Here is a 19,537-nt window from a genome sequence, read left to right as displayed (position 1 = left end):
GGTTGTAGCGGAATTCGTAGCTATGGGTGTGGCCGGCACGCACCTGACGCGCGTAGTAGGAATTGAAGTCGCCCTCATTCGCGAACAGGTTGGCTCCCGTCTGCGATCCGCCCGCGGCAGCCACGATCTCCCGGTGCCTCCTGCCGTTCCGCCACTCGATACGTTCCACCTCCATCGCGTAGAAATGCTGGGGTGACCATCCCTGCCGAGCAGCCTCGCGGTCGAGATGGCCGCTGAGCACATCCGCTTCCAGGGCAGCCAGGTCCCGCTCGGCCGCGGCGTTGAGGATCTCGAACACGGCGGTCCCGCAGAGGTGGGCGGTACTCGCCCGCCCCGGATCGAGCACGATCGTGCGGCTGCCCACCCGCCATTCGCCGGGGGTTCCTCCCTGCGTGCGGCCCAGCCGCACCGTGACGCTGCCGGCGGCCGAAAGCTCCCGGGAGAAATGAGGGGACGCTGCGGCGACGAAATTGAAGATCTCCCTCATCAAGCCGCCGTTGTCCTCGCTTGAGAAGTGCACTCCGCCCACCGTATCGCTGAACGGGGTCTCGGCGGGGGGCGACGGAGTCCTGTAGTACGAGCCGTAAGCCAGGGCGGAGTCGTCCCTGTCGTCCCCGCGCCCCGCCTTCCACCGGAAGATCCTCCTGATGGGCCCGCCGAAGGCCCGAAGTTCACAGACGCATCGTAGTAACTCTGTGATTGCCCGGCCATACGCTGCACTGTCAGGGCCTGAGTCGTATTGGCGTTGCCGGCCAGACGCTGGATCGCCAGGACGCCCGCAAGGTGCGACGGCATCATCGGCTCCTGCGGGCGGGGGCCACCGACCCGGGAGGGAGCGGCCGGCCCCCGCCTCGCCTCGCCCGACTGCTCACCACGTCCGGATACTGCGCCCATACAACGCTCCCTGGTCTCGGCCATGCCTCGCGGCGGGTGCCCGAGACTGATCGGACAACAGAAAGGCGCTTCGGAACAGGGCCAACACGCGCCGTCGAAGCTGCGGTTGGCCTTGCCACCATGAGGAGAAGACACCCAGGAGAAAGGTTAACGCACCGCCGCGCAGGCTCAGGCGGACGCCCGGCAGCCCGCCCGTGCAGAAGCCCACGGGCTCGACCCCGCGGAGCCGTTCCCTTCCCGAGCTGACCGTTTGCCAGATCAGCGATGCGGTGACATCGAGGGGGGTCAGAGATGGCGATCTTTCAGTCCGTGATCAGGCACCGGCAAGTGCCGCGTCAGCGGCTCGGGTTCGCCGGACCGTAGCCCCGGATGCATCCACGGTCCTCGATGATCAGTTCCATGTGGTCACTGGTCGCGAGTGGTCGGTGAGCGCAGGGCGGGTTGTCCGGTGTGGTCGTTTGTGCCAGATCGCTGCGGTCGGCGCGAGGGTGCGCTTCGAGACCGAGGTCGGCCTTTGAAGGTCTCGTTGACCGACTCGATGACGTGTCGCAACCGTCTGCGGCGGATCTCGGCGTCACGGAGCCGCTGTGCCGTGCTCGGCGGCCGGGGTCGGGTTGGCGGCTCGTGCGCGCAGGGTGACGACGGCGGCGGTCGCGAGGAAGGCGATCCCGGCCAGGGGGTAGATCGCGGCGACGACCATCTGGGCCGGGTTCTCGTGGAGTTCGGGACGGCCCGGACCGTGCGGAACCGTCCACGGGGCAGCGGTGGAGAAGGCCACGACGCAGGCTGCGGCTCCCGCGGTCCAGCGTGGGTCGCGGCGGCGGAACGCCTCGTGGACGAGGAGCACCGCCATGGGCACGTCCCACACCCAGTGGTGGGTCCAGGTGATGGGGCTGACCAGTAGTGCGGTGACGGCGCAGGTCACCGTTGCCCAGGCGGCGGAGGAACGCAGGCGGGCGGGGGCGGTGAGTGCCGCGGCCGCGATGGCGGTGCCGCCGATCGCGACCAGGACGGCGGCGACGACCCACATCGACGAGGGGGTCTGCGTGTGCTGCAGCCGGGCGACGATGCCGCGCAGCGACTGGTTGGCGACGTTCACCGCGGACCCGGAGCGGTTGGGTGCGAAGGCGTCTCGCGTCCAGTAGGTCTTCGAGTCGTGCGGCAGCAGCGCCACCGCGATGAGCGTGGCGCCGGCGAACGCGGCGAGGGCCGTCAGGAAGCGGCGCGGCCAGGGCGTGCCGCGGCCGCGCGTGGCGATGGCCGCGACGGCCATCACGGCCAGGAACAGCAGCGGTGTGATCTTGATGGCCGCCGCCAGGCCGGTGCCCACGCCCGACCACCGGTTGCCGGGGGAACGGGTGAAGTCCCACAGCACCAGGGCGGCGAGGAGCAGGTTCACCTGGCCGTAGCGCACGGTCGAGAACACCGGCTCGCTCCACACCGCCCAGGCCGCCGTGCCCAGCACCAGCGCCGCGTCCGGTCGGCGCGGCAGTACCAGCCGCAGCGACAGCCCGGCCACCACGATGGCGAGCAGCAGGTTAGCGGCTGTCACCGCGGTGCGCATGGCGGCGGTGTCCAGCCACGTCAGCGGGACGAACAACAGCCCGGCGAAGGGCGGATAGGTCATCGGCAGCCGGGCCGAGGTGGCGCGCATGGCGTACAGGTCGCCGTCATCGCGAACCGTCTGTCCCGCCGCGCGGTAGACCATCACGTCGACCAGGGAGACGTGCGTGACCCGCTGGACGATCCACACCAGTACCAGGGACGCCGCACAGACCCCGAGGGCGCAGCCGGTACGCAGCCGCCGGCTCATGAACGCACCCTCCACTCCCAACGCTTCCCGAGGCGGCACCGCTGACGCTCCAGCGGCCACAGAACGCAGGAAGACCGTCGCATGGTAGGGGCGCTCCGCCACCGGATGACGGGCCGTGTCCGCGAGCCTCCCCCGGATGGCCCGCGCCCGCCCGGCTCGGGCAGAGCAGGCGGGCGCGGCTCGCCCTCCGGCGGTGGGCCTGCGCGGAGCCCTGGACAGCCCCATGCAAGCGGTTGTTCCACGGCCCGCTGAGCGGGTTCGAGATGCCGGCCGCCTCGTCGGTGAAGCAGACCCGGTCGGGGTTCTCAGCGGCCGCGGACCGAACAGCGCACCGGCTCCCGGCGGAGTGCCGCTGGAGTCGAGCGTGCGCACCGCCCGCCTGAGCGCCATCGGGGACGGACTCCACGATGGTCGCGGTCGACGGCGCGCTCGCCTTCTCCCGCTGCGGAGCTCCTGTTCTCCCGCGGGGCGGCTGCTGGTACTGGCCAACCGCCGGGGTCCTGGCCGTGCTCACGCAAGGCCCCTCTTCACCGCCGGCCGGAACCCGAGGCGAGTACCGTCGCCTCCCGCCACGCGGTGGTGTCCGGTTCCTGCGGCGCCTGGGCGTACAGGACATAGCGGTGCGGTGCCATGGCGGTCGGCCGGTCGGCCAGGAGGTCGACGCAGGCGGAGTGGACGGCTTCCGGTGAGAGGCCGCAGGATTCGGGCACGAGATGGGCGACGAGCTGCGGCGATCCGTCCGCCGCGTGTTCCACCGCCACGTCCAGTGCGAGGGGACGCACGGCGTCGCGCACCAGCTCTTCGACGCTCGGCAGATGGGTCCAGCAGCCTTCGACCAGGAGCCATCGGCTGTCGCGCGGGGGCGGGGTGATGCCGGCCGCCTCTGCCAGGGTGGGGAGGTCGACGCTGGAGGTCGCCGCCGTCACCAGGACCGTCTCGATCCCCTCCAGTACCGCTTGTGCCTCCTGGGGCGCGAGGAAGGCGGTGTCGAAGAGCATGGACAGGCATGTGCCGTCTGTCCCGTCGTCCCCCACGGAGAGGAGCAGTTGCAGATTCTCCCGCGGCAGCCGTGCCACCCAGCTGAACGCGGAGTCCGCCTGTGCGTCCAGGACCTCCTGTGCCGTCACCTCCGCAGCGCGCGGCTTGGCCGGCCCTCGGACGTCGTTGAAGTACGTCGAGAGCTTGAGCTTCATGCCCCGCTGATGGCCGATCTCGGCCATCAGCCCGTCTCTGCGCTGGACGTTGAACCGGCCGTGCCGGTAGGCGCGCAGTGCGCCGGACAGAGCGCTGCGGACCACCTGTTCGAACGAGGGCCCGTCCAGGCTGACGGGGGTGTAGGCGATCTGGGTGACGTTGCCGACGGCCCGCTCCAGTTCAGGATTCAACCTGTTGCTCGTCATCAGCCCGATGCCGAACCGCGGGTTGCCCGTTCTCCGGCTGAGCACGATGGACGTGGCGGCGAGGAGGACGGCCGAGGAGGTCATCCGGTAGCGCTTGGCGAGCAGCTCCGCGGCGAGCGGCACCGCGCGGGAGCGGAGTTCGCCGCGCCAGTAGCGGCCTCCCTCCGCGGGCTGCCGGGGCTCCTCGCTGAACGGTGCGCGCGGCATGACGTCCAGGACCCCGCGCCAGTGGTCCAGTGCCGCGCCGAGGAGCCGGTCGCCCTCCGCCGAACGCTCGTAGGCCGCCGTTTCGAACGGCTGCTGTCCGCGCGGTGCCGCGGGGGAAGCCGGCGGGACCGCGGAGTTCGCCCGCGCCCCGATCAGCTCCGACAGCTCGGCCCCAGGATCTCGGCACCCGCCCGGTCGGCGGCGATGTGGGAGACGGCGAAGGCGACAGCGCGCGGCAGGCCGTCAACGACAGCGACCACCAGACGGAACGGCCAGTCCGCCGTGATGTCGAACCGTGTCGCCGCCAGGTCGTCCTCGACCTGGCGGGTCAGCTCCACCACCTGCTCGGCGTCGACGTGGTAGACCTCGGCGGTCAGCCTGTCCTGCTCGGGCAGGTACTGCAGCAGCTCGCCGCTCTCGTCCAGGCGGTAGCGCGTACGCAGCGACTCATGGCGGGAGACCACCTCGCCGATCGCCTCCAGCACGGCCTCGACCGTGAGCTCGCCGGGGACCAGAAGCAGCTGCTGGAGGTTCAGGGACTCGGTCTCGGGTTCCAGGACCGCCAGGATCTCCCACATGGCTTGCTGGCTCCAGGTGGCGGGGCGCAGCCCGCCGCGGGCCAGGGCAAGTGGCACACTCCGCTGTGTCGCCGTCAGCACGTGCTCTCCTCAGGGTTCTGTGTGGCCGGGACAGGTACAAGGTGGGGGCGCCCGCCCTCAGTCGACGAGCCGACGGTTCATGCCCCTCACCGCGAGGAGCCACATGGCGGCCGTGAAGGCGACGAGTACCAGGGCGTGCAGCCAGTCGCCGGCGCCGAGGGCGCCGAACGCGGCGTGGCGTACGAGCTGCATGCAGTGGTAGATCGGGTTCACGACCGCGACGGCCCGGACCCAGCCGGGTAGTTCGCCGATCGGAAAGAAGACTCCGGCGGCCATGACGAGCGGGGTGAGGACGCCGGAGACGACCAGCCGCAGCCAGTCGATCGCCGGTACGAGCGTGGAGATCCACATACCGCACAGGGCGAAGGCCAGGCCCGACAGCAGGGTGACGACGGGTACGAGCAGCAGAGCGGGGCCGACGGGCAGTCCGACGGCGAGGGTGACCAGCAGGGGAACGGAGCTGTAGGCGGAGGACTTGACCGCGATCCAGGAGACCTCGGCGGTGACGAGTTCCCAGACGTCCACCGGCCGGCTGAGCACGGCGTCGTACAGATGCTGGTAGCAGCGCCGGTTGAAGCTCTCGAACATGCCCCCGAAGGCGGCGGCGAAGAGGACCGAGGTCACGACCATGCCGACGCCTACGAACTGGGGGTACGGCCGTCCTTCGGCCGAGCCGACAAGGTGGCTGAAGCCGAGGCCGAAGCCGGCCATGTAGACGAGCGGCTCGATCAGCGAGCCGAAGGTGACGGCGGGCCAGTAGCGTCGGAAGAGCAGCAGTTCCCGGAGCCACACCGCGCGTAGGGCGGGCAGCAGTGGAGGAGCCGTGGCGTCGAGGTCCGCGGAGGACGTACTCGGCGGCGTCTCCACAGGGCGAGCCGGTGCTGCCCTCGTCATGGGGTGGTCCTCTCTGGTCAGCTCAGGTCTGCCGAACGGCGTGGTGGCGAGGAGCGGGCGGGGGCACGGGGGCAGGGCCGGGGGCGGGGGCAGGGGCAGGGGCGGGGGCAGGGGCGGGGGCTTCAGACGAACAGTTCGCCGGTCAGGGCGACGAAGACGTCCTCCAGCGTGGTGGGGCGCAGTACGTCGGGATCGCCCAGCACCTCGCGGAGTTCACCGGGCAGCGTCTCGGCCCGCAGGATGGACACCGAGAGTCCGGTACGCCGGCTGGTCATGCCCGCGCGTGAGGCGTAGTCCTCGACGGCCGCGCGGCGGTCCGCGTCGCCCCGGTACTCCGCGGCCTGCTTCCCGGCGTGGGTCCGCAGCAGCTGCTGCGGACTGCCTCGGGCGATCAGCCGGCCGGCGGACACCACGGCCACCTCGTCGGCGAGGCGCTCGGCCTCCTCGATGTAGTGCGTGGACATCAGCACCGTGGTCCCGGACACGCGCAACGTCTCCATGACGTCCCACAGGTCCTGTCGGATCTGCGGGTCGAGGCCGACCGTCGGCTCGTCGAGCAGCAGCAGCCGGGGGGTGGTGAGGATGCCGCGGGCCAGCAGCAGCCTGCGGCGCATGCCGCCGGACAGCGCCTCCACCCGGCTGTCGGCCCGGTTGGTGAGACGTACCGCGGCCAGGGCCCGGTCCACCGCCTCGCGGTACCGGTGCGCGGGCATGGAACTGAACCGGGCGAACACGTCCAGGTTCTGTCTGGCGGTCAGCTCGATGTCGAGGTTGTCCTCCTGCGGGACGACCCCGAGAAGGGAGCGGACCCGCCGTGACTCCCTCGGCAGACGGTGCCCGAGGACCTCCACCCTGCCGCCGGTTGCCCGGCTCTGCCCGGTGATGAGGCGCATGGTGGTGCTCTTGCCCGCGCCGTTCGGGCCCAGCAGCGCGAAGAAGACCCCTGGGGGGACGTCGAGGTCGAGCCCGTCGACGGCGTTCTCCTGTCCGTAGCTCTTCGTGACATCACGGAAAAGGACGGCAGAAACGCCCATCCTGGCCCCTCCTGCTTGCCAAGTGCTTTTGGGCCGGGGCGCGGTGGCGGCTGCCCGGCTGCATCGACCCATATAAGCGCACGCCCAGGTGGATTGGGAACTCTTGTTTTCCACCGATGTTGACACTACGTTGATGGGCGATCACGTTCGCGGCCGAGGAGGCCCATCCGACTGGGGTGTTCATGAGGTCGCGCGTGCAGGTGCTCTCCGGCGTTCTGATACTCATTGCCGTCGCATTCGGCTGTGGGTTGTTTGTGCGCATCCCGCCGCATCCGGCGCCGGCGAATTCCCGTTCTTCCGCGTTTTCCGCGGTGCGCGCCAAGGAGCACATCGAGCACATCGCTTTTTCCGCTCACCCCTCGGGAACGCCGCAGGCGGAGTCCGTTCGCTCCTACGTCACCGACCAGCTGACCGGTCTCGGGCTTTCGCCTGTGCAAAAGGTGTCCACCGTGGTGCTTCCCGGACAAAAGGACGCGCATCTGGCCGGCCGCGTCCACAACATCACCGCCACGATCCCCGGGCGGTCCTCCACGGGGCGGGTGCTGCTCGTCGCGCACACCGACTCGGTGGCCACCGGACCTGGTGCCTCCGACGACGGCCTGGGGGTCGGCACCCTGCTGGAGATCGCCCGTACGTTCACGCAGGGCCCGCGGCCGCGCAACGACGTGGTCCTGCTGTTCACCGATGACGAGGAGATAGGCCAGCTGGGTGGGCGGGCCGCCGCCCGGGACCTCGCCGGGAGCGACCCGGGACGTGACGTGGTCATCAACCTGGAGGCGCGCGGGACCAGCGGACGAGCCGTCATGTTCGAGACCGGCGGGCACAGTGCGGCACTGGTCCGGGCCCTGCGGCACACCCCGCCCGTGGCCACGTCCCTCTCCGCCGAGATCTACCGGCGCCTGCCGAACGACACGGACTTCACCGCTCTCCGCAAGGCGGGCATGACCGGGTTGAATTTCGCGGTGATGGGTGGCAGCGCCCGCTACCACAGCCCGGAGGACGATCTCGCCCACGTCGATCTGGGCAGCCTCCAGGATCTGGGGGAGACGACCCTGTCCGCCTCCCGCGAGCTGGCGGCCACGGACCTTCGCCAGGTGTCCGAAGCCTCCGACGCGACCTGGTTCAACCTCGGTCCGCTGCTGGTCTGGTACCCGTCAGGTGCCGTCGTGCCGCTGGCACTCGCCGCCCTGGCCGCCCTGGCCGCAGCCGTCTGGTACGCCCGCCGCCGGGGCGCCCTGGGCCTGCGAGCGGCCGCACGCTCGGCACTGACCTTTCCGCTCCCGCTGCTGGCCGCCGGCGCCCTCGGCTTGGCGGCTTGGCGTGCCCTGCTGCTCGTCAGGCCCTCCTTGGGGTCGTTCAGCACCGGTGATCCGTACCGCACGGGCCCGGCCGTCGCGGGTCTGCTGCTGCTCACCGTGACGGTGGTCTGGCTGTGGGCGGTATGGGTCGGCAGGCGGGCCAGCTCGTTGGAGGCGGCCGCCGGGACGATGGTGTGGCCGGCGCTGCTGGCCGTGGTCACAGCCGTACTGCTGCCCGGCGCCGCTTACGTGTTCACCTGGACCGTGCTCGGCGGGGCGGCCGGTATCGCGCTGGCCGCCCGTACGGCCGAGCACTCCCCGTGGCGGACGGCGGCACTGGTCGGCTCCGCACTGCCCGGTGTGGTGGTCACGGCGCCGCTGGTCGCCCTGCTGTTCCCCACGCTGGGGCTCGCGTTGGCCGCCGCTCCGCTGGTCCTGGCCGCGGTGGCCGCCGCCGTGGTGCTGGTGCCCCTGGTCGGCCAGGTCCGCGCCGCGAGCTTCCGCCGCGTGGTCGCCGGCGGGGCCGCCGCGGCGCTGGTGGGCAGCGCCCTGGTGGGAGTGGACGCGGCCGTCGCCGCACCCGACGCCGGGCACCCGCAGCCGGTCAGCCTCATCTACGCGCTGGACGCCGACCGGCAGCGCGCCTTCTGGGTGTCCGGAGACGCCGATCCGCAGGCCTGGGTCACCCACTACACCGGTACGCGGCGAACCGACTCCCTGGAGGCGTGGTCTCCCGCTCTTCCCACCCCGTCCGGGGGGCTCCTCGCCGGCAGCGCCCCCGTCGCCCCGGTCTCCCGCCCCCTGGTGAAGACCCTGTCCGAGACCCGGGACGGCGGCACCCGTACGTTGCGGCTGTCGGTGCGGCCGGAGAACGGGACACCGGTGCTGCTGGGCCTGTACGTCGACACGACGGTCACCCCGGTCGTGGACGCCCAGGTGGGCGGCGCACCGGCGGGCACGGGAACCCTGCGAGGCGGAGTCAACCTTCCCCACGCCGCGTCGGTGTGGAAGTGGGGACTCGTCTTCGTCGCGCCGCCTCGTGAGGGCTTCGAGCTGACGCTCACCGTCCGGGACGCCGGAAGCCGCACTCGGCTGCTGGCGATGACGCAGGACGCCGGGCTGCCCGTGTCGGCCATGGACCAGCCGCGTCCCGACGACCTGACCTGGATTCCCGGCGCGGCGGGTGTCTCCTTCGCGAGCCGCGTCTACACCCTGTGAACCAGTTTCGCCGAACCGACAGAAGAGAGAACGCCCCTCATGTCGTCGAACCTCGACAGAACTGAAGGCGCCGGGGCACCGGAGGGCCTGCTGCTGCGTAGGGCCGACCCCGCGGATGCCGAGGAGATCACCACGGTGTTCCTGGCCTCGCGAGCCGCGGCCATGCCGTACCTGCCCAGGCTGCACAGCGACGAGCAGACCCTGGCCTGGATCGAGGCGGTCGTCCTGCCCGGCAGCACCGTGTGGGTGGCCGAGACGGCCCAGCCGGCGGAGATCGTCGGGTTCGCGGCGCTGGACGGCCAGGTGCTCGACCATCTCTACCTGCGCCCGGACGTACGGCGCCGGGGAATCGGCACGGCCCTCCTCGCGACGGTCAAGGACGCCTCCGCGGGGTCGCTCTCGCTCCACGTCTTCCAGCGCAACGACGCGGCTCGCGCCTTCTACGAGCGCCACGGCTTCTCCGCAGGGGAGTTCGACGACGGCAGCCGCAACGAGGAGAACGAACCGGACGTGGCCTACCACTGGACCGCCCGCTGAGGCGGCGCCCGGCGATGACGGACGGACCGGGAACGGACTGATCCCGGTGTTCCACGCACAGCGGTCCGGTGCTTCACACACAGCGGTCCGGTACTTCACACACGGCAGTGCCGCGGTCCCGCACAGCCGGCCGCGGCTCAGGGGAGGAGTGAGGACGTGCGGGGCGAAGACAGCGGGCTGGGCGGGATCCGGCCGCCCCACGCGCGGCCCGCGCCGGGGTTCGGCGACCGGTCGCGGGGTGGGCGCCGCCCGATCGGCGCCGCCGGCGCGCCCGCGCGCCCGGCCGGGGCGGTCCCCGCCCGGAGGCCCGCGAGGCGTCCGGGCGGGTGGCGGCGGTCTCAGCCGCCGGCGGGTGCGGCATGCTCCCGGGCCGCGGCGGCGATCTCGGCCATCGCCTCGGCCGCCCGGGCGTGCAGGAAGAAGTGGTCACCGGGGAGAATCCGGTGGCGGAAGTTCTCGGCGGTCACCGCCTGCCAGCCGGTGATCCACTCCGGCCCGGCGAGCTGGTCGTCGGCGCCGCCCAGTGCCAGGACCGGGCAGGGCAGGACGGTCGGACGGACGTCGGTCGTGTACCGGGCCAGCAGTCCGAGGTCGGCGCGCATCACGGGCAGCAGCATGCCGAGCAGTTCCCGTTCCGCGAGGACCTCGGCGGGTGTGCCGCCGAGCTCGACGATGCCTTCCAGCAGTTCGTCGTCGCTCCGGTCGTGCAGGGGCAGCGCGACCGGGGCACCGGGCGGGCGGCACCCGGACACCACCACGGCCCGGGGCAGCGGCCGGCCGGACACGGCCAGGCGGCGCGTTGTCTCGTAGGCGATCTGGGCGCCCATGCTGTGGCCCAGGAGCAGGAACCTCTCGTGTTCCGGCCGGTCCGCGAGCACCGTGAGGAAACCGTCCACCACCTCGTCCATGGAGGTGGGCAGGGGCTCGCCGAGGCGGGTGCCCCGGCCGGGCAGCTCCACCGGTACGAACCGCAGCCCGGGAACCTCGTGGGACCGCGACCAGGCCAGGTACGAGCCGGCCGATCCGCCGGCGTGCGGGAGGCAGTAGACGCGCACGGATTCCGTTTCCGTGCCGCCGGTCGGGGTGTCGGTGTCCCAGGGTGTCCATTGGTTCCGCTTCACTGCTTTTCGCCCTTCTCTTTCCGGGTGTCTCCGGGGCCGGGCCCGACCCTGCGGGCGACTTTATTCTCGAATCCGCTCCGCAGGCCAGTCCTGTCGGCCACGAGATCTGACGGACACTAAAAAGACTTCGTTGACGCCAATTTTCTCCACGGGTACTGTGCTTGAATCCGGCCGCCGTCGTGCAAGTGTGGAACGGGGGACTTCCCAGCATGTGTGGAATAGCGGGTATATTCGCCCTCGGCGGAGCACTGCTCAATAGTCGAGTTATTTCGGAGATGACTTCCGAACTTATTCACCGGGGCCCGGACGACGTTGGTCACCACATCGGGAAGGATATTGCGCTCGGTTTCCGCAGGCTCGCCCTGACCGACCTGGAGCGAGGCAACCAGCCGCACTACTCGGAGGACCGCGGCCTGGTCTCCGTCTGCAACGGCGAGATCTACAACCACGGACGGCTGCGGGCGTCGCTCGTCGGCAGGGGGCATCGCTTCCGGACCGAGTGCGACAGCGAGGTGATCGTTCACCTCTACCGCGAGTACGGCCTCGACCTCACCGCCCACCTCGACGGCCAATTCGCCTTCGCACTGCACGACACCGCCACGGGGCGCCTGCTGCTCGCCCGCGACCACGCGGGCATCGTGCCCGTCTTCTACACGGTCGTGGACGGGCTGCTCGTCTTCGCGTCGGAGATCAAAGCGATCCTGCGCCACCCGGCGGTGCGCCCGAAGGTCGATCTGCGCGGCCTCGACCAGATCCTCAGCCTCCCCGGACTCGTCAGCCCCCGCACCATGTTCGAAGGCATCAGGGCCCTGCGGCCCGGTGAGCGGCTGGTCGCCGACCCGTCCGGGCTCACCGTGGAGCGGTACTGGGACCTCGACTACCCGACCGCCGACGCGCTGGAGCCGGTGGGACCCACCGCCCTGGACGGCGAACTCGACCGCGCGGCGCGGAGCACGGCGGCGCTCCTGGACAGTGCCGTGCGCGACCGGCTCGTCGCGGACGTTCCCGTGGGCCTCTACCTCAGCGGCGGAATCGACTCCAGCCTCATCGCCGCGCTGGCGGCAGGCTCCCGGCCCGGTCACACCTGGCCCAGCTACTCCGCGACCTTCCCCGACGACGACTTCGACGAGAGCCCCCACCAGCGGCTGGTGGCAGCCAAGCTGGACACCCGCCACCACGAAGTGCCGGTTCGCCACGGGGACCTGGCCGCGCGTCTCGCCGGCATGGTGCGGCACGCGGAGATGCCCGTCCGTGAGTCGTACAACGTCTGCTCGATGATGCTGTCCGAGGCGGTGCGCGCCGACGGCACCGTGGCCGTGCTCACGGGGGAGGGCGCCGACGAACTCTTCGGCGGGTACCCCGGGTACCGCTACGACGCCACGGGCCTCGGCGACAGCCGGCTCGGCGGTCTGGACGCCGAGCTGGAACGGGAGATCCGGCACCGCATGTGGGGCGTCGACATCGGGTACGAGACCGACCAGCTGATCGCCCAGGAGTTCCGGCGCGAGCTGTACTCGGAGGATCTCGCCCCCGGCTTCGACGAGTTCACCGTCACCTCGCAGCGCCTGGTCGACACGGAGCGGCTGAAGGGGCGCCATCCGCTGCACCAGCGCTCCTACCTGGACTTCCACCTGCGGCTCGCTGACCACCTCCTCGGTGACCACGGGGACCGGATGGCCCTCGCCAACGCCGTCGAGCTGCGCTTCCCGTTCCTGTCCCGGCCGCTCGTCGACCACGTCACCACCCTGTCCCCCGAGCTGATGGTGGCCGGCGGGGCGGAGAAGGCGGTCCTGCGGCGCGTCGCCGCGGGCCGCGTCCCGGGCGAGGTGCTGGCCCGCCCCAAGTTCGGCTTCCGCGGCCAGACCAGCAGTCACCTGCTGAACAGCGGTGCGGACTGGTTCGAGGAGCTCCTCTCGCCGTCGGTGGTGCGCCGGCAGGGCTACTTCGACCCGGACACGGTCGGCGCGCTCGTCCGCCGTCAGCGCGAACAGGGCCGGCAGGTACACGCGCACCTGGACATCGACTACCTGATGGTCATCGCGACCTTCGCCCTGTTCGTCGAGGAGTTCGGCCTGCCATGTCTCGGATGACCCGCCTCGCCTCCCCCGGCGAACAGACCGGCCGTGCGACCCGGCCGCGCGGCGCGCGGCCCGCGCTGCCTCTCGTCGGAGTCGTCGGCGGTATGGGCCCCCTGGCCTCGACCGAGCTGCTGCGGACCGTCTACCGCCCCGACGACGGCCGCCCCGAGCAGGAGTCGCCGCGGGTGCTGCTGTGGTCGGACCCCGCGGTGGTCGACCGCACCGAGGCGATCGGCCGGGGAGACCTCGAACCGCTGTACCGGGCCGTCGAGAGGGCCGTCCGCGGCCTGGTGACCGCGGGCGCCGAACGGATCGTCATCGCCTGCGTCACCGCCCACCGGGTGTTCGGCGACCTGCCGTCCGACCTCCTCGGACGCTGTGTGTCCCTGGTGGACATCATCCACGAGGAACTGGTCCGCGCGGCGGAGCCGCACCTCCTGCTGTGCACCAAGGGCACGGCGAGGGAGGGGCTGCTGACCTCCGGCCCGCACGCGGAGCGGGCCGTGCGGCACCTGGTGGCGCTCCGCCCGGACGACCTGGAGGAGCTGCACCGGGAGGTCTACCGGGTCAAGCGCGGCGGGGACCCGCTCGGGACGGTCGACTTCCTGCGTGACGCCCTGCCCCGCTACGGGGTGCGGGCCTTCGTCGCGGCCTGTACCGAGCTCCACCTGGTCACCCAGGCCATCGCCGTATCCGGAAGGTCGGAAGAGTTCCCTGCCATCGACCCCCTGGCGGTCGTGGCCCGACGGATCAAGAACGGAGAGCTGTGAGCCACACCATGATCCTGGACCGCTGGGCCGGCCATGTGGAGCGGGACGGAGGGGCGACCGCGGTCGTCACCTCGGGGCGCGAGTACACCCGGCGTGAACTCGCCGCGTACGCGGCCGGTCTGAGGGACCGTCTTGCCGGAGGGGACGGACCGGTCCTCATCGCCTGCGCCGACCCCTTCCCGGTCATCGCCGCCATCCTGGCGTGCGCCGCCACCGGCCGGGCCTTCGGCCCCGTCGACGTCCGCCAGCCCGCGGCGCGCTGGACCGCGATGCTGGAGGACCTGCGCCCGACAGCCGTCGTCAGCGACCGGGCCGGCGGCGCGGCACTCGCCGGCCACCAGGTCCTGACCTCCGGCACGGCGCGCCACATCGACGCCGACGCCGTCGAGCCCGGGCCCTGGCACGCGGCGGACTGGCGCGGGCTCGACGTACCCGACGCGGGGTACGTCTACTTCACCTCCGGCACCACCGGGCGCCCCAAGGGCATCAAGGGCAGCCTCCGGGCGGTCGAGCACTTCCTCGACTGGGAGACCACCGAGTTCGGCATCGCCGAGGGCGCCCGGGTCTCCCTGCTCACCTCGCCCGGCTTCGACGCCTTCCTCCGCGACGCCCTCGTTCCGCTGCGCGCGGGCGGCAGTGTCCGGGCGGTCGGCCCCGGGGCCGTACCCGTCGCCGGCTCCCTCGCCGAGTGGCTGGAGGAGCAGGAGGTCGAGGTGCTGCACTGCGTGCCCACGCTCTTCCGCACCCTGCGCGCCGCCGCCCTCACCGGGGACTCCCTCCCCCGGCTCAGGACCGTCCTGCTCGCCGGGGAGCAGGTGCGGCCCGCCGATGTCGCCTGGTGGCGCGGCCTGTTCGGCGACCGCAAGGGGCTGGTGAACTTGTACGGCCCCTCCGAGACCACCATGACCAAGGTGTTCCGGCGCCTCGGTGCGGAGGATGCCGAGGCCCTGACCGTGCCCGCCGGCCGGCCCATGCCCGGCGTGGAGGTGCGGGTCCTGGCCGCGGGCGAGGCCGTCACCGGTTCCATCGGAGAGGTCGAGATCCGGACGCCCTTTCCGCTCGGCGGCTACCTCGACGGCCGGCCCGGAGGCTTCACCGGCGTCCACGCCTACCGCACGGGCGACCTCGGCCGGCTGCGCCCGGACGGCGTTCTGGAAGTCCTCGGCCGCCGCGACCAGCAGGTCAAGGTCAACGGCGTACGGGTCGAACTGGGCGAGGTCGAGGACGCCCTGCGGCGCCACCCCGGGGTCAGCGACGTGTGTGCCGCCGCCGTGTCCGAGGACGGCGCCGACGCCGTGCTGCTCGCCTACGTGGTCGCGGGCGCCGCCGTGACCGACGGGGAACTGCGCGCCCACGCGGAGAGCGGCCTCGCGCCGGGCAGCCGTCCGGCCGTGTACGTGCGTCTCGCCGCCATCCCCCGCACCCTCAACGGCAAGGCCGACCGGCGGGCCCTGCCGCCGCCGTCGGCCGCGCGGGTCGCCGCCGAGACCGCGGACCCGCCCCGGGAGGGCGCGGAGGCCAGGATCGCGCAGGTGTGGAGCGAGCTGCTGCACCTGCCGGCCGTCGGACGCCACGACAGCTTCACCCTGCTCGGCGGCGACTCCCTCGCGATCGCCCGGCTCCTGGACCGGCTGCGCTCGCTGTTCGGAGTGGACGTCCCGCTGCGCGCCTTCGTCAACGACCCGACCGTCGCCGGCCTCGCCGCCGCCGTGACCTCAGGGAGCACCCGATGAGCGCTGCCGCCCTTCCGTCCAGGAGCGAGCGCGGCCGCGCCCCGCTCTCCTTCGCCCAGCGCTCCATCTGGCGTGCCGAAGAGGTGGTCCCCGGCAGCGCCCTGCACAACGAGACCGCCGCGTTCCGGCTCGCCGGCCCGGTGGACGCGGACGCGCTGGAACGCGCTCTGGCGGCTCTCGCCCCCCGCCACGAGGCCATGCGCTGCGCGATCGTCGCCGACGCCGACGGCCGTCCGTGGCAGCACTTCGCGGACCGCGTCCAGCACACCGTCGAGCGGACCGATCTCACGCACCTGCCGGCGGAGGAGCGGGAGGAGAGGCTGGCGGAACTCGTCCGGCAGGCCGCCGCGCTGCCCTTGGACCTGGCCCGGCCGCCGCTGATGCGCACGTGCCTGTACCGGCTGGGCGAGGACCGGCACCTGCTGCTCTTCGTCGCCCACCACATCGTCGTCGACGCCTGGGCGTTCGGCACCTTCCTGGAGGGGCTCGCCGCCCAGTACGCCGCCGAGACCGGCGGTCCGGCCGTCGAGGAGCCCGCTCCCGGCCCCGACTTCGGCGACTACGCCGCCTGGCAGCGCGGCGACCCCGCAGCCGGACGCGGCCTGGACCACTGGCGCGAGCGGCTCGACGGGGAACTGCCGGCACTGCACCTGCCCGCCGACGGACACGGCGGCCCCCGATCGGCCGACGGCATCGCCGGGCGGTCCACCACTTCGTCGTCCCCGCCGACCTCGTCGCCCGGCTCGGCCCGCTGGCCCGCACCCGGCTCACCACCCTGCCCGCCACGGTGCTGACGGCCTTCTGCGCGGTCGTCCAGCGCTACACGGGCCAGGACGACCTCGTCGTCGGGATGCCCGTCGCCACCCGGAACCGGCCCGCTCTGGGCGCCATGATCGGCCCGCTGCTCAACGTCATGGCCCACCGCGTCGACCTCTCCGGAAGCCCCACCTTCGACGAGGCCCTGCAGCGCACGCGGTTGAACCTCAAGAGCGACCTCGCGCACCGGGACACCCCCTTCGACCTGGTGGTCGAGGACCTCGCCGCGGCGGGCCGCGGCCGGGCCCCGCTGTTCCAGCTCATGTACTCCTTCCACAGCGGACCGACGACCGTCCTGCGCCTGCCGGGTGTCGAGACGACGCCGGACCGAGCGCACAGTGGCACCGCCAAGTACGACCTGTCGCTCTTCCTGCGGCCGCGGCCGTGGGGCGACCTCGACTGCGGCCTGGAGTACCGGACGGCGCTGCTCTCCCCGCACACCGTCGAGGGCATCGCGGACGGCCTGCTGTGCCTGCTGGAGGCCGCCGTCGCCGAGCCCGGGCGGCGCCTCACGGACCTGCCCGTGATGACCGGTGCCCGGCTCCGCCGCGTCCTGACCGGGTTCAACGCGTCCGATCGGACCCGACCCGCCTGGTCCACGGTTCCCGGGGCGCTGCGTGCCCTCGCGGCCCGCGGCGGCGACGTCCCCGCGGTGGCCTGTGAGAACGAGGTCCTCACCCGCGCGGACGTGGACGCCGCCGCCGACCGGGTCGCCGCACGCCTCGCCGGACGGTTCGGAGTGCGCCCCGGCGACCGGGTAGCCCTGCTGGTGCCCCGCGGCGCCGGGCTCGTCCCGCTGATCGTCGGACTGTGGCGGGCCGGTGCCGTCCTGGTGCCCCTCGACGAGACCACGCCGGACGAGCGCAGGGGGTACGTCCTGCGGGACAGCGGCGCCCGGCTGCTCGTCACCGAACAGCGCGCCGGGGCCGGCTCCGCCGGTTCCGTCCCGTGTGCCGACGCGGCGGAACTGCTCTCCGCGCCCGCCGGCGACGGCGACGCGGCGGACCGTGCCGGCGTCCCGTTCCCGGACGGACCCGCGGCCGGCTCGCTCGCCTACCTCATGTACACCTCGGGTTCCACCGGGCGGCCGAAGGGCGTGGCGGTACCGCACGACCGCGTCGCCAACCTGCTGCACGGCGTCGTCCGCGAGCCGGGCCTGCGCGGTGACGACGTTCTGGTCGCCGTCACCTCCCTCACCTTCGACATCTCGGTCCTCGAACTGTTCGCCCCGCTCGTCGCCGGCGCCCGTGTCGTGATCGCGCCGCACGCCACGGTCCGCGACCCCGACGCGCTCGGCGCGCTGCTGCTCCGATCCGGCGCGACCCTGATGCAGGCCACGCCCTCCCTGTGGCGGGCCCTCCTCGACGGAGGCTGGCGGGGAGCGCCGACGCTGCGGGCCCTCAGCGGCGGCGAGGCCCTCGACCCCGCCCTCGCCGAGCGGCTGCTCGACAGCTGCGCCGAGGTGTGGAACCTGTACGGGCCCACCGAGACCACCATCTGGTCGACGGCCGGGCGCGTCGTACCGGGAGAGCCGGTGACCGTCGGGCGGCCGCTGGCCCGCTCCTACTGCCACATCCTGGACCGGCACGACCGCCCCGTACCCGTCGGCGCCGTGGGCGAACTCGTCATCGGCGGAGCCGGGGTCACCGCCGGCTACTGGAACCGCCCCGAACTCACCGCTGCCGCGTACGTCCCCGATCCCGTGGCAGCCGACCCGCTCGGCGCCGGGGGTGCGCCGGTCTACCGCACCGGCGACCTGGCACGCTATCTGCCGGACGGCCGGATCGTCGTCCTCGGCCGGGCCGATCAGCAGGTCAAGATCCTCGGACACCGCGTCGAGCTCGGCGAGGTGGAGGCGCTTCTGACGCGCCATCACAGCGTGCGGGCCGCCGCGGTCGTGGTCGACCGGGAACGCCCGGCGGCCCCCCGGCTGGCCGCCTTCGTCGTGCCTGCCGAACCTGGCGCGGACGCCGACGCCCTCGGCGCCGAACTGCGCCGCTACCTGCGCACCCTGCTCCCGGCCGCAGTCGTGCCGCCCGTCGTCTCGCCGCTCGCCGCGCTCCCGCTGAACACCAGCGGCAAGGTGGACCGCCCCGCCCTGGCGCGGGCGGCCCGGGCACTGGCCGCCGCAGACGCGCGGGCCGTGCCGGCCACCGACGCCGAACGCACCGCGGTCGCGCTCTGGGCCGACCTGCTCGGCCTGGAGCCGGGCACGGTGGGAGCCACGGACGACTTCTTCGCCTCCGGCGGCAACTCGGTCGTCGCCACCCGGCTCCTCGGCCGGGTGCGCGACGTGCTCGGCACCGCACCGTCCCTCGCCGACTTCTACGCGGACCCCACGCCGAGGGGCCTGGCCGCCCGCCCGGCAGCCGAACCCGCCGCGACGGTGGACACACCGCCCGTGCCCCTCGCCCCGGACGCCCCGATCCCCCTCACCGACCAGCAGCGCCAGCTGTGGCTCGCCCAGAGCCTCGCTCCCGGGTCCGCCGCCTACCACCTCTGCGCCGCCCTCCACCTCGACCGCCCGGTCGACGCGGCGGCCCTCACCCGGGCACTGCGCGACCTGGTGACCCGCCACCGGGTGCTGGCGGCCCGCTGCGAGCTCGCCGACGAGGGCCCGGTGCTCTTCCGCCTGCCCGCCGACTCGGTACGTCCCGCGGTGATCGACGCGCCGAAGGAGCTCCGGGCCGAAGACGCCGAGGCGGTCCGGGCCTGGCTGGAGTCCACCGCCGCCGAGGAGTCCGTACGGCCTTTCGACCTCGCCGACGGGCCACTGCTGCGGGTCACCCTGCTGCGTGCCCCCGGCGCCTGTGCTGTGCTGTTCACCGCGCACCACCTCGCCGTCGACGGCTGGTCGATCGGTGTGGCGGTCCGCGAGTCGGCCGCGCTGTACGCCCTGCACACCGGGACCGGCGCCCCCTCCCGGCCCCGCCCCGACTTCCTCCACCACGCCGCGGCGGCCTCCCCCGCCGCAGGGGCACGGGACGCGCAGCTCGCGTACTGGCGTGCCCGCCTCGACGGCCACCCAGGGGTGCTGGAGCTGCCGACCGACCCCCAGGCCCGCC

At 72.8% G+C, this 19,537-nt stretch carries 13 protein-coding genes and 1 pseudogene; 7 read left to right on the top strand and 7 right to left on the bottom strand.

From position 1 onward, the window contains the following. The 6 genes from BS72_RS12235 to BS72_RS12210 all read right to left on the bottom strand — a co-directional run. Positions 1-520: hypothetical protein (locus tag BS72_RS12235; RefSeq protein ID WP_037909324.1), on the bottom strand; the 520-nt coding region annotated here is incomplete at its 3' end. A 948-nt stretch (positions 521-1,468) separates the two neighbouring features. Beyond that, the gene (locus BS72_RS12230) at positions 1,469-2,707 is read right to left on the bottom strand and encodes a glycosyltransferase 87 family protein (RefSeq protein WP_051951044.1); all 1,239 of its coding nucleotides are present in this window, start codon (positions 2,705-2,707) and stop codon (positions 1,469-1,471) included. Between the two features lie 527 nt (positions 2,708-3,234). Then, positions 3,235-4,314 carry a condensation domain-containing protein gene (locus BS72_RS12225; RefSeq protein WP_037909322.1) on the bottom strand — a complete coding sequence of 360 codons (1,080 nt, stop codon included), beginning with the start codon at positions 4,312-4,314 and terminating at the stop codon, positions 3,235-3,237. A gap of 152 nt (positions 4,315-4,466) precedes the next feature. Next, positions 4,467-4,973, bottom strand: coding sequence for a condensation domain-containing protein (locus BS72_RS12220; RefSeq protein WP_157856209.1), 507 nt, complete (start codon positions 4,971-4,973; stop codon positions 4,467-4,469). A gap of 57 nt (positions 4,974-5,030) precedes the next feature. Next, the gene (locus BS72_RS12215; protein ID WP_078901261.1) at positions 5,031-5,867 is read right to left on the bottom strand and encodes an ABC transporter permease; all 837 of its coding nucleotides are present in this window, start codon (positions 5,865-5,867) and stop codon (positions 5,031-5,033) included. Positions 5,868-5,989: 122 nt separating this feature from the next. Further along, on the bottom strand, positions 5,990-6,901 hold the full coding sequence (locus tag BS72_RS12210; RefSeq protein ID WP_037909314.1) for an ABC transporter ATP-binding protein: 912 nt from the start codon (positions 6,899-6,901) through the stop codon (positions 5,990-5,992). A gap of 452 nt (positions 6,902-7,353) precedes the next feature. Between BS72_RS12210 and BS72_RS12205 the strand changes: the two genes are divergently transcribed. Together BS72_RS12205 and BS72_RS12200 are read left to right on the top strand one after the other, a co-directional pair. Continuing rightward, on the top strand, positions 7,354-9,417 hold the full coding sequence (locus BS72_RS12205; protein ID WP_198545858.1) for a M20/M25/M40 family metallo-hydrolase: 2,064 nt from the start codon (positions 7,354-7,356) through the stop codon (positions 9,415-9,417). 39 nt (positions 9,418-9,456) lie between these two features. Continuing rightward, positions 9,457-9,954 carry a GNAT family N-acetyltransferase gene (locus tag BS72_RS12200; protein WP_051950977.1) on the top strand — a complete coding sequence of 166 codons (498 nt, stop codon included), beginning with the start codon at positions 9,457-9,459 and terminating at the stop codon, positions 9,952-9,954. Between the two features lie 338 nt (positions 9,955-10,292). Here the strand turns inward: BS72_RS12200 and BS72_RS12195 are convergent, their stop codons facing one another. Next, positions 10,293-11,075, bottom strand: a complete 783-nt coding sequence (locus tag BS72_RS12195; protein ID WP_051950976.1) for a thioesterase II family protein — start codon at positions 11,073-11,075, stop codon at positions 10,293-10,295. Between the two features lie 209 nt (positions 11,076-11,284). Here BS72_RS12195 and asnB point away from each other — a divergent pair, with 209 nt between their 5' ends. From asnB to BS72_RS39210, 5 genes and pseudogenes are all read left to right on the top strand, one after another. After that, the gene (asnB, locus tag BS72_RS12190) at positions 11,285-13,165 is read left to right on the top strand and encodes an asparagine synthase (glutamine-hydrolyzing) (RefSeq protein ID WP_037909311.1); all 1,881 of its coding nucleotides are present in this window, start codon (positions 11,285-11,287) and stop codon (positions 13,163-13,165) included. Next, complete coding sequence (locus BS72_RS12185) at positions 13,153-13,923, top strand: aspartate/glutamate racemase family protein (protein ID WP_078901258.1); 771 nt, start codon at positions 13,153-13,155, stop codon at positions 13,921-13,923. The genes asnB and BS72_RS12185 overlap by 13 nt, the downstream gene beginning before the upstream one ends. Next, positions 13,920-15,656 carry a non-ribosomal peptide synthetase gene (locus BS72_RS12180; protein ID WP_051950974.1) on the top strand — a complete coding sequence of 579 codons (1,737 nt, stop codon included), beginning with the start codon at positions 13,920-13,922 and terminating at the stop codon, positions 15,654-15,656. The genes BS72_RS12185 and BS72_RS12180 overlap by 4 nt, the downstream gene beginning before the upstream one ends. Continuing rightward, a complete protein-coding gene (locus BS72_RS39215; RefSeq protein WP_037909308.1) occupies positions 15,653-16,450 on the top strand; it encodes a condensation domain-containing protein in 798 nt (265 codons plus the stop codon). Before BS72_RS12180 ends, BS72_RS39215 begins: the two co-directional genes overlap by 4 nt. Then, positions 16,336-19,524 (top strand): annotated as a pseudogene (locus BS72_RS39210) (non-ribosomal peptide synthetase); the annotation flags it as partial. The gene BS72_RS39215 and the pseudogene BS72_RS39210, both read left to right, overlap by 115 nt. Between the last annotated feature and the right edge of the window lie 13 nt (positions 19,525-19,537).

This window comes from Actinacidiphila yeochonensis CN732 (genome assembly GCF_000745345.1).
GTDB classification, from domain to species: Bacteria; Actinomycetota; Actinomycetes; order Streptomycetales; family Streptomycetaceae; genus Actinacidiphila; species Actinacidiphila yeochonensis.
Note: the sequence above shows the minus strand (reverse complement) of the source record. Positions and strands in the feature narration are given on the sequence as shown.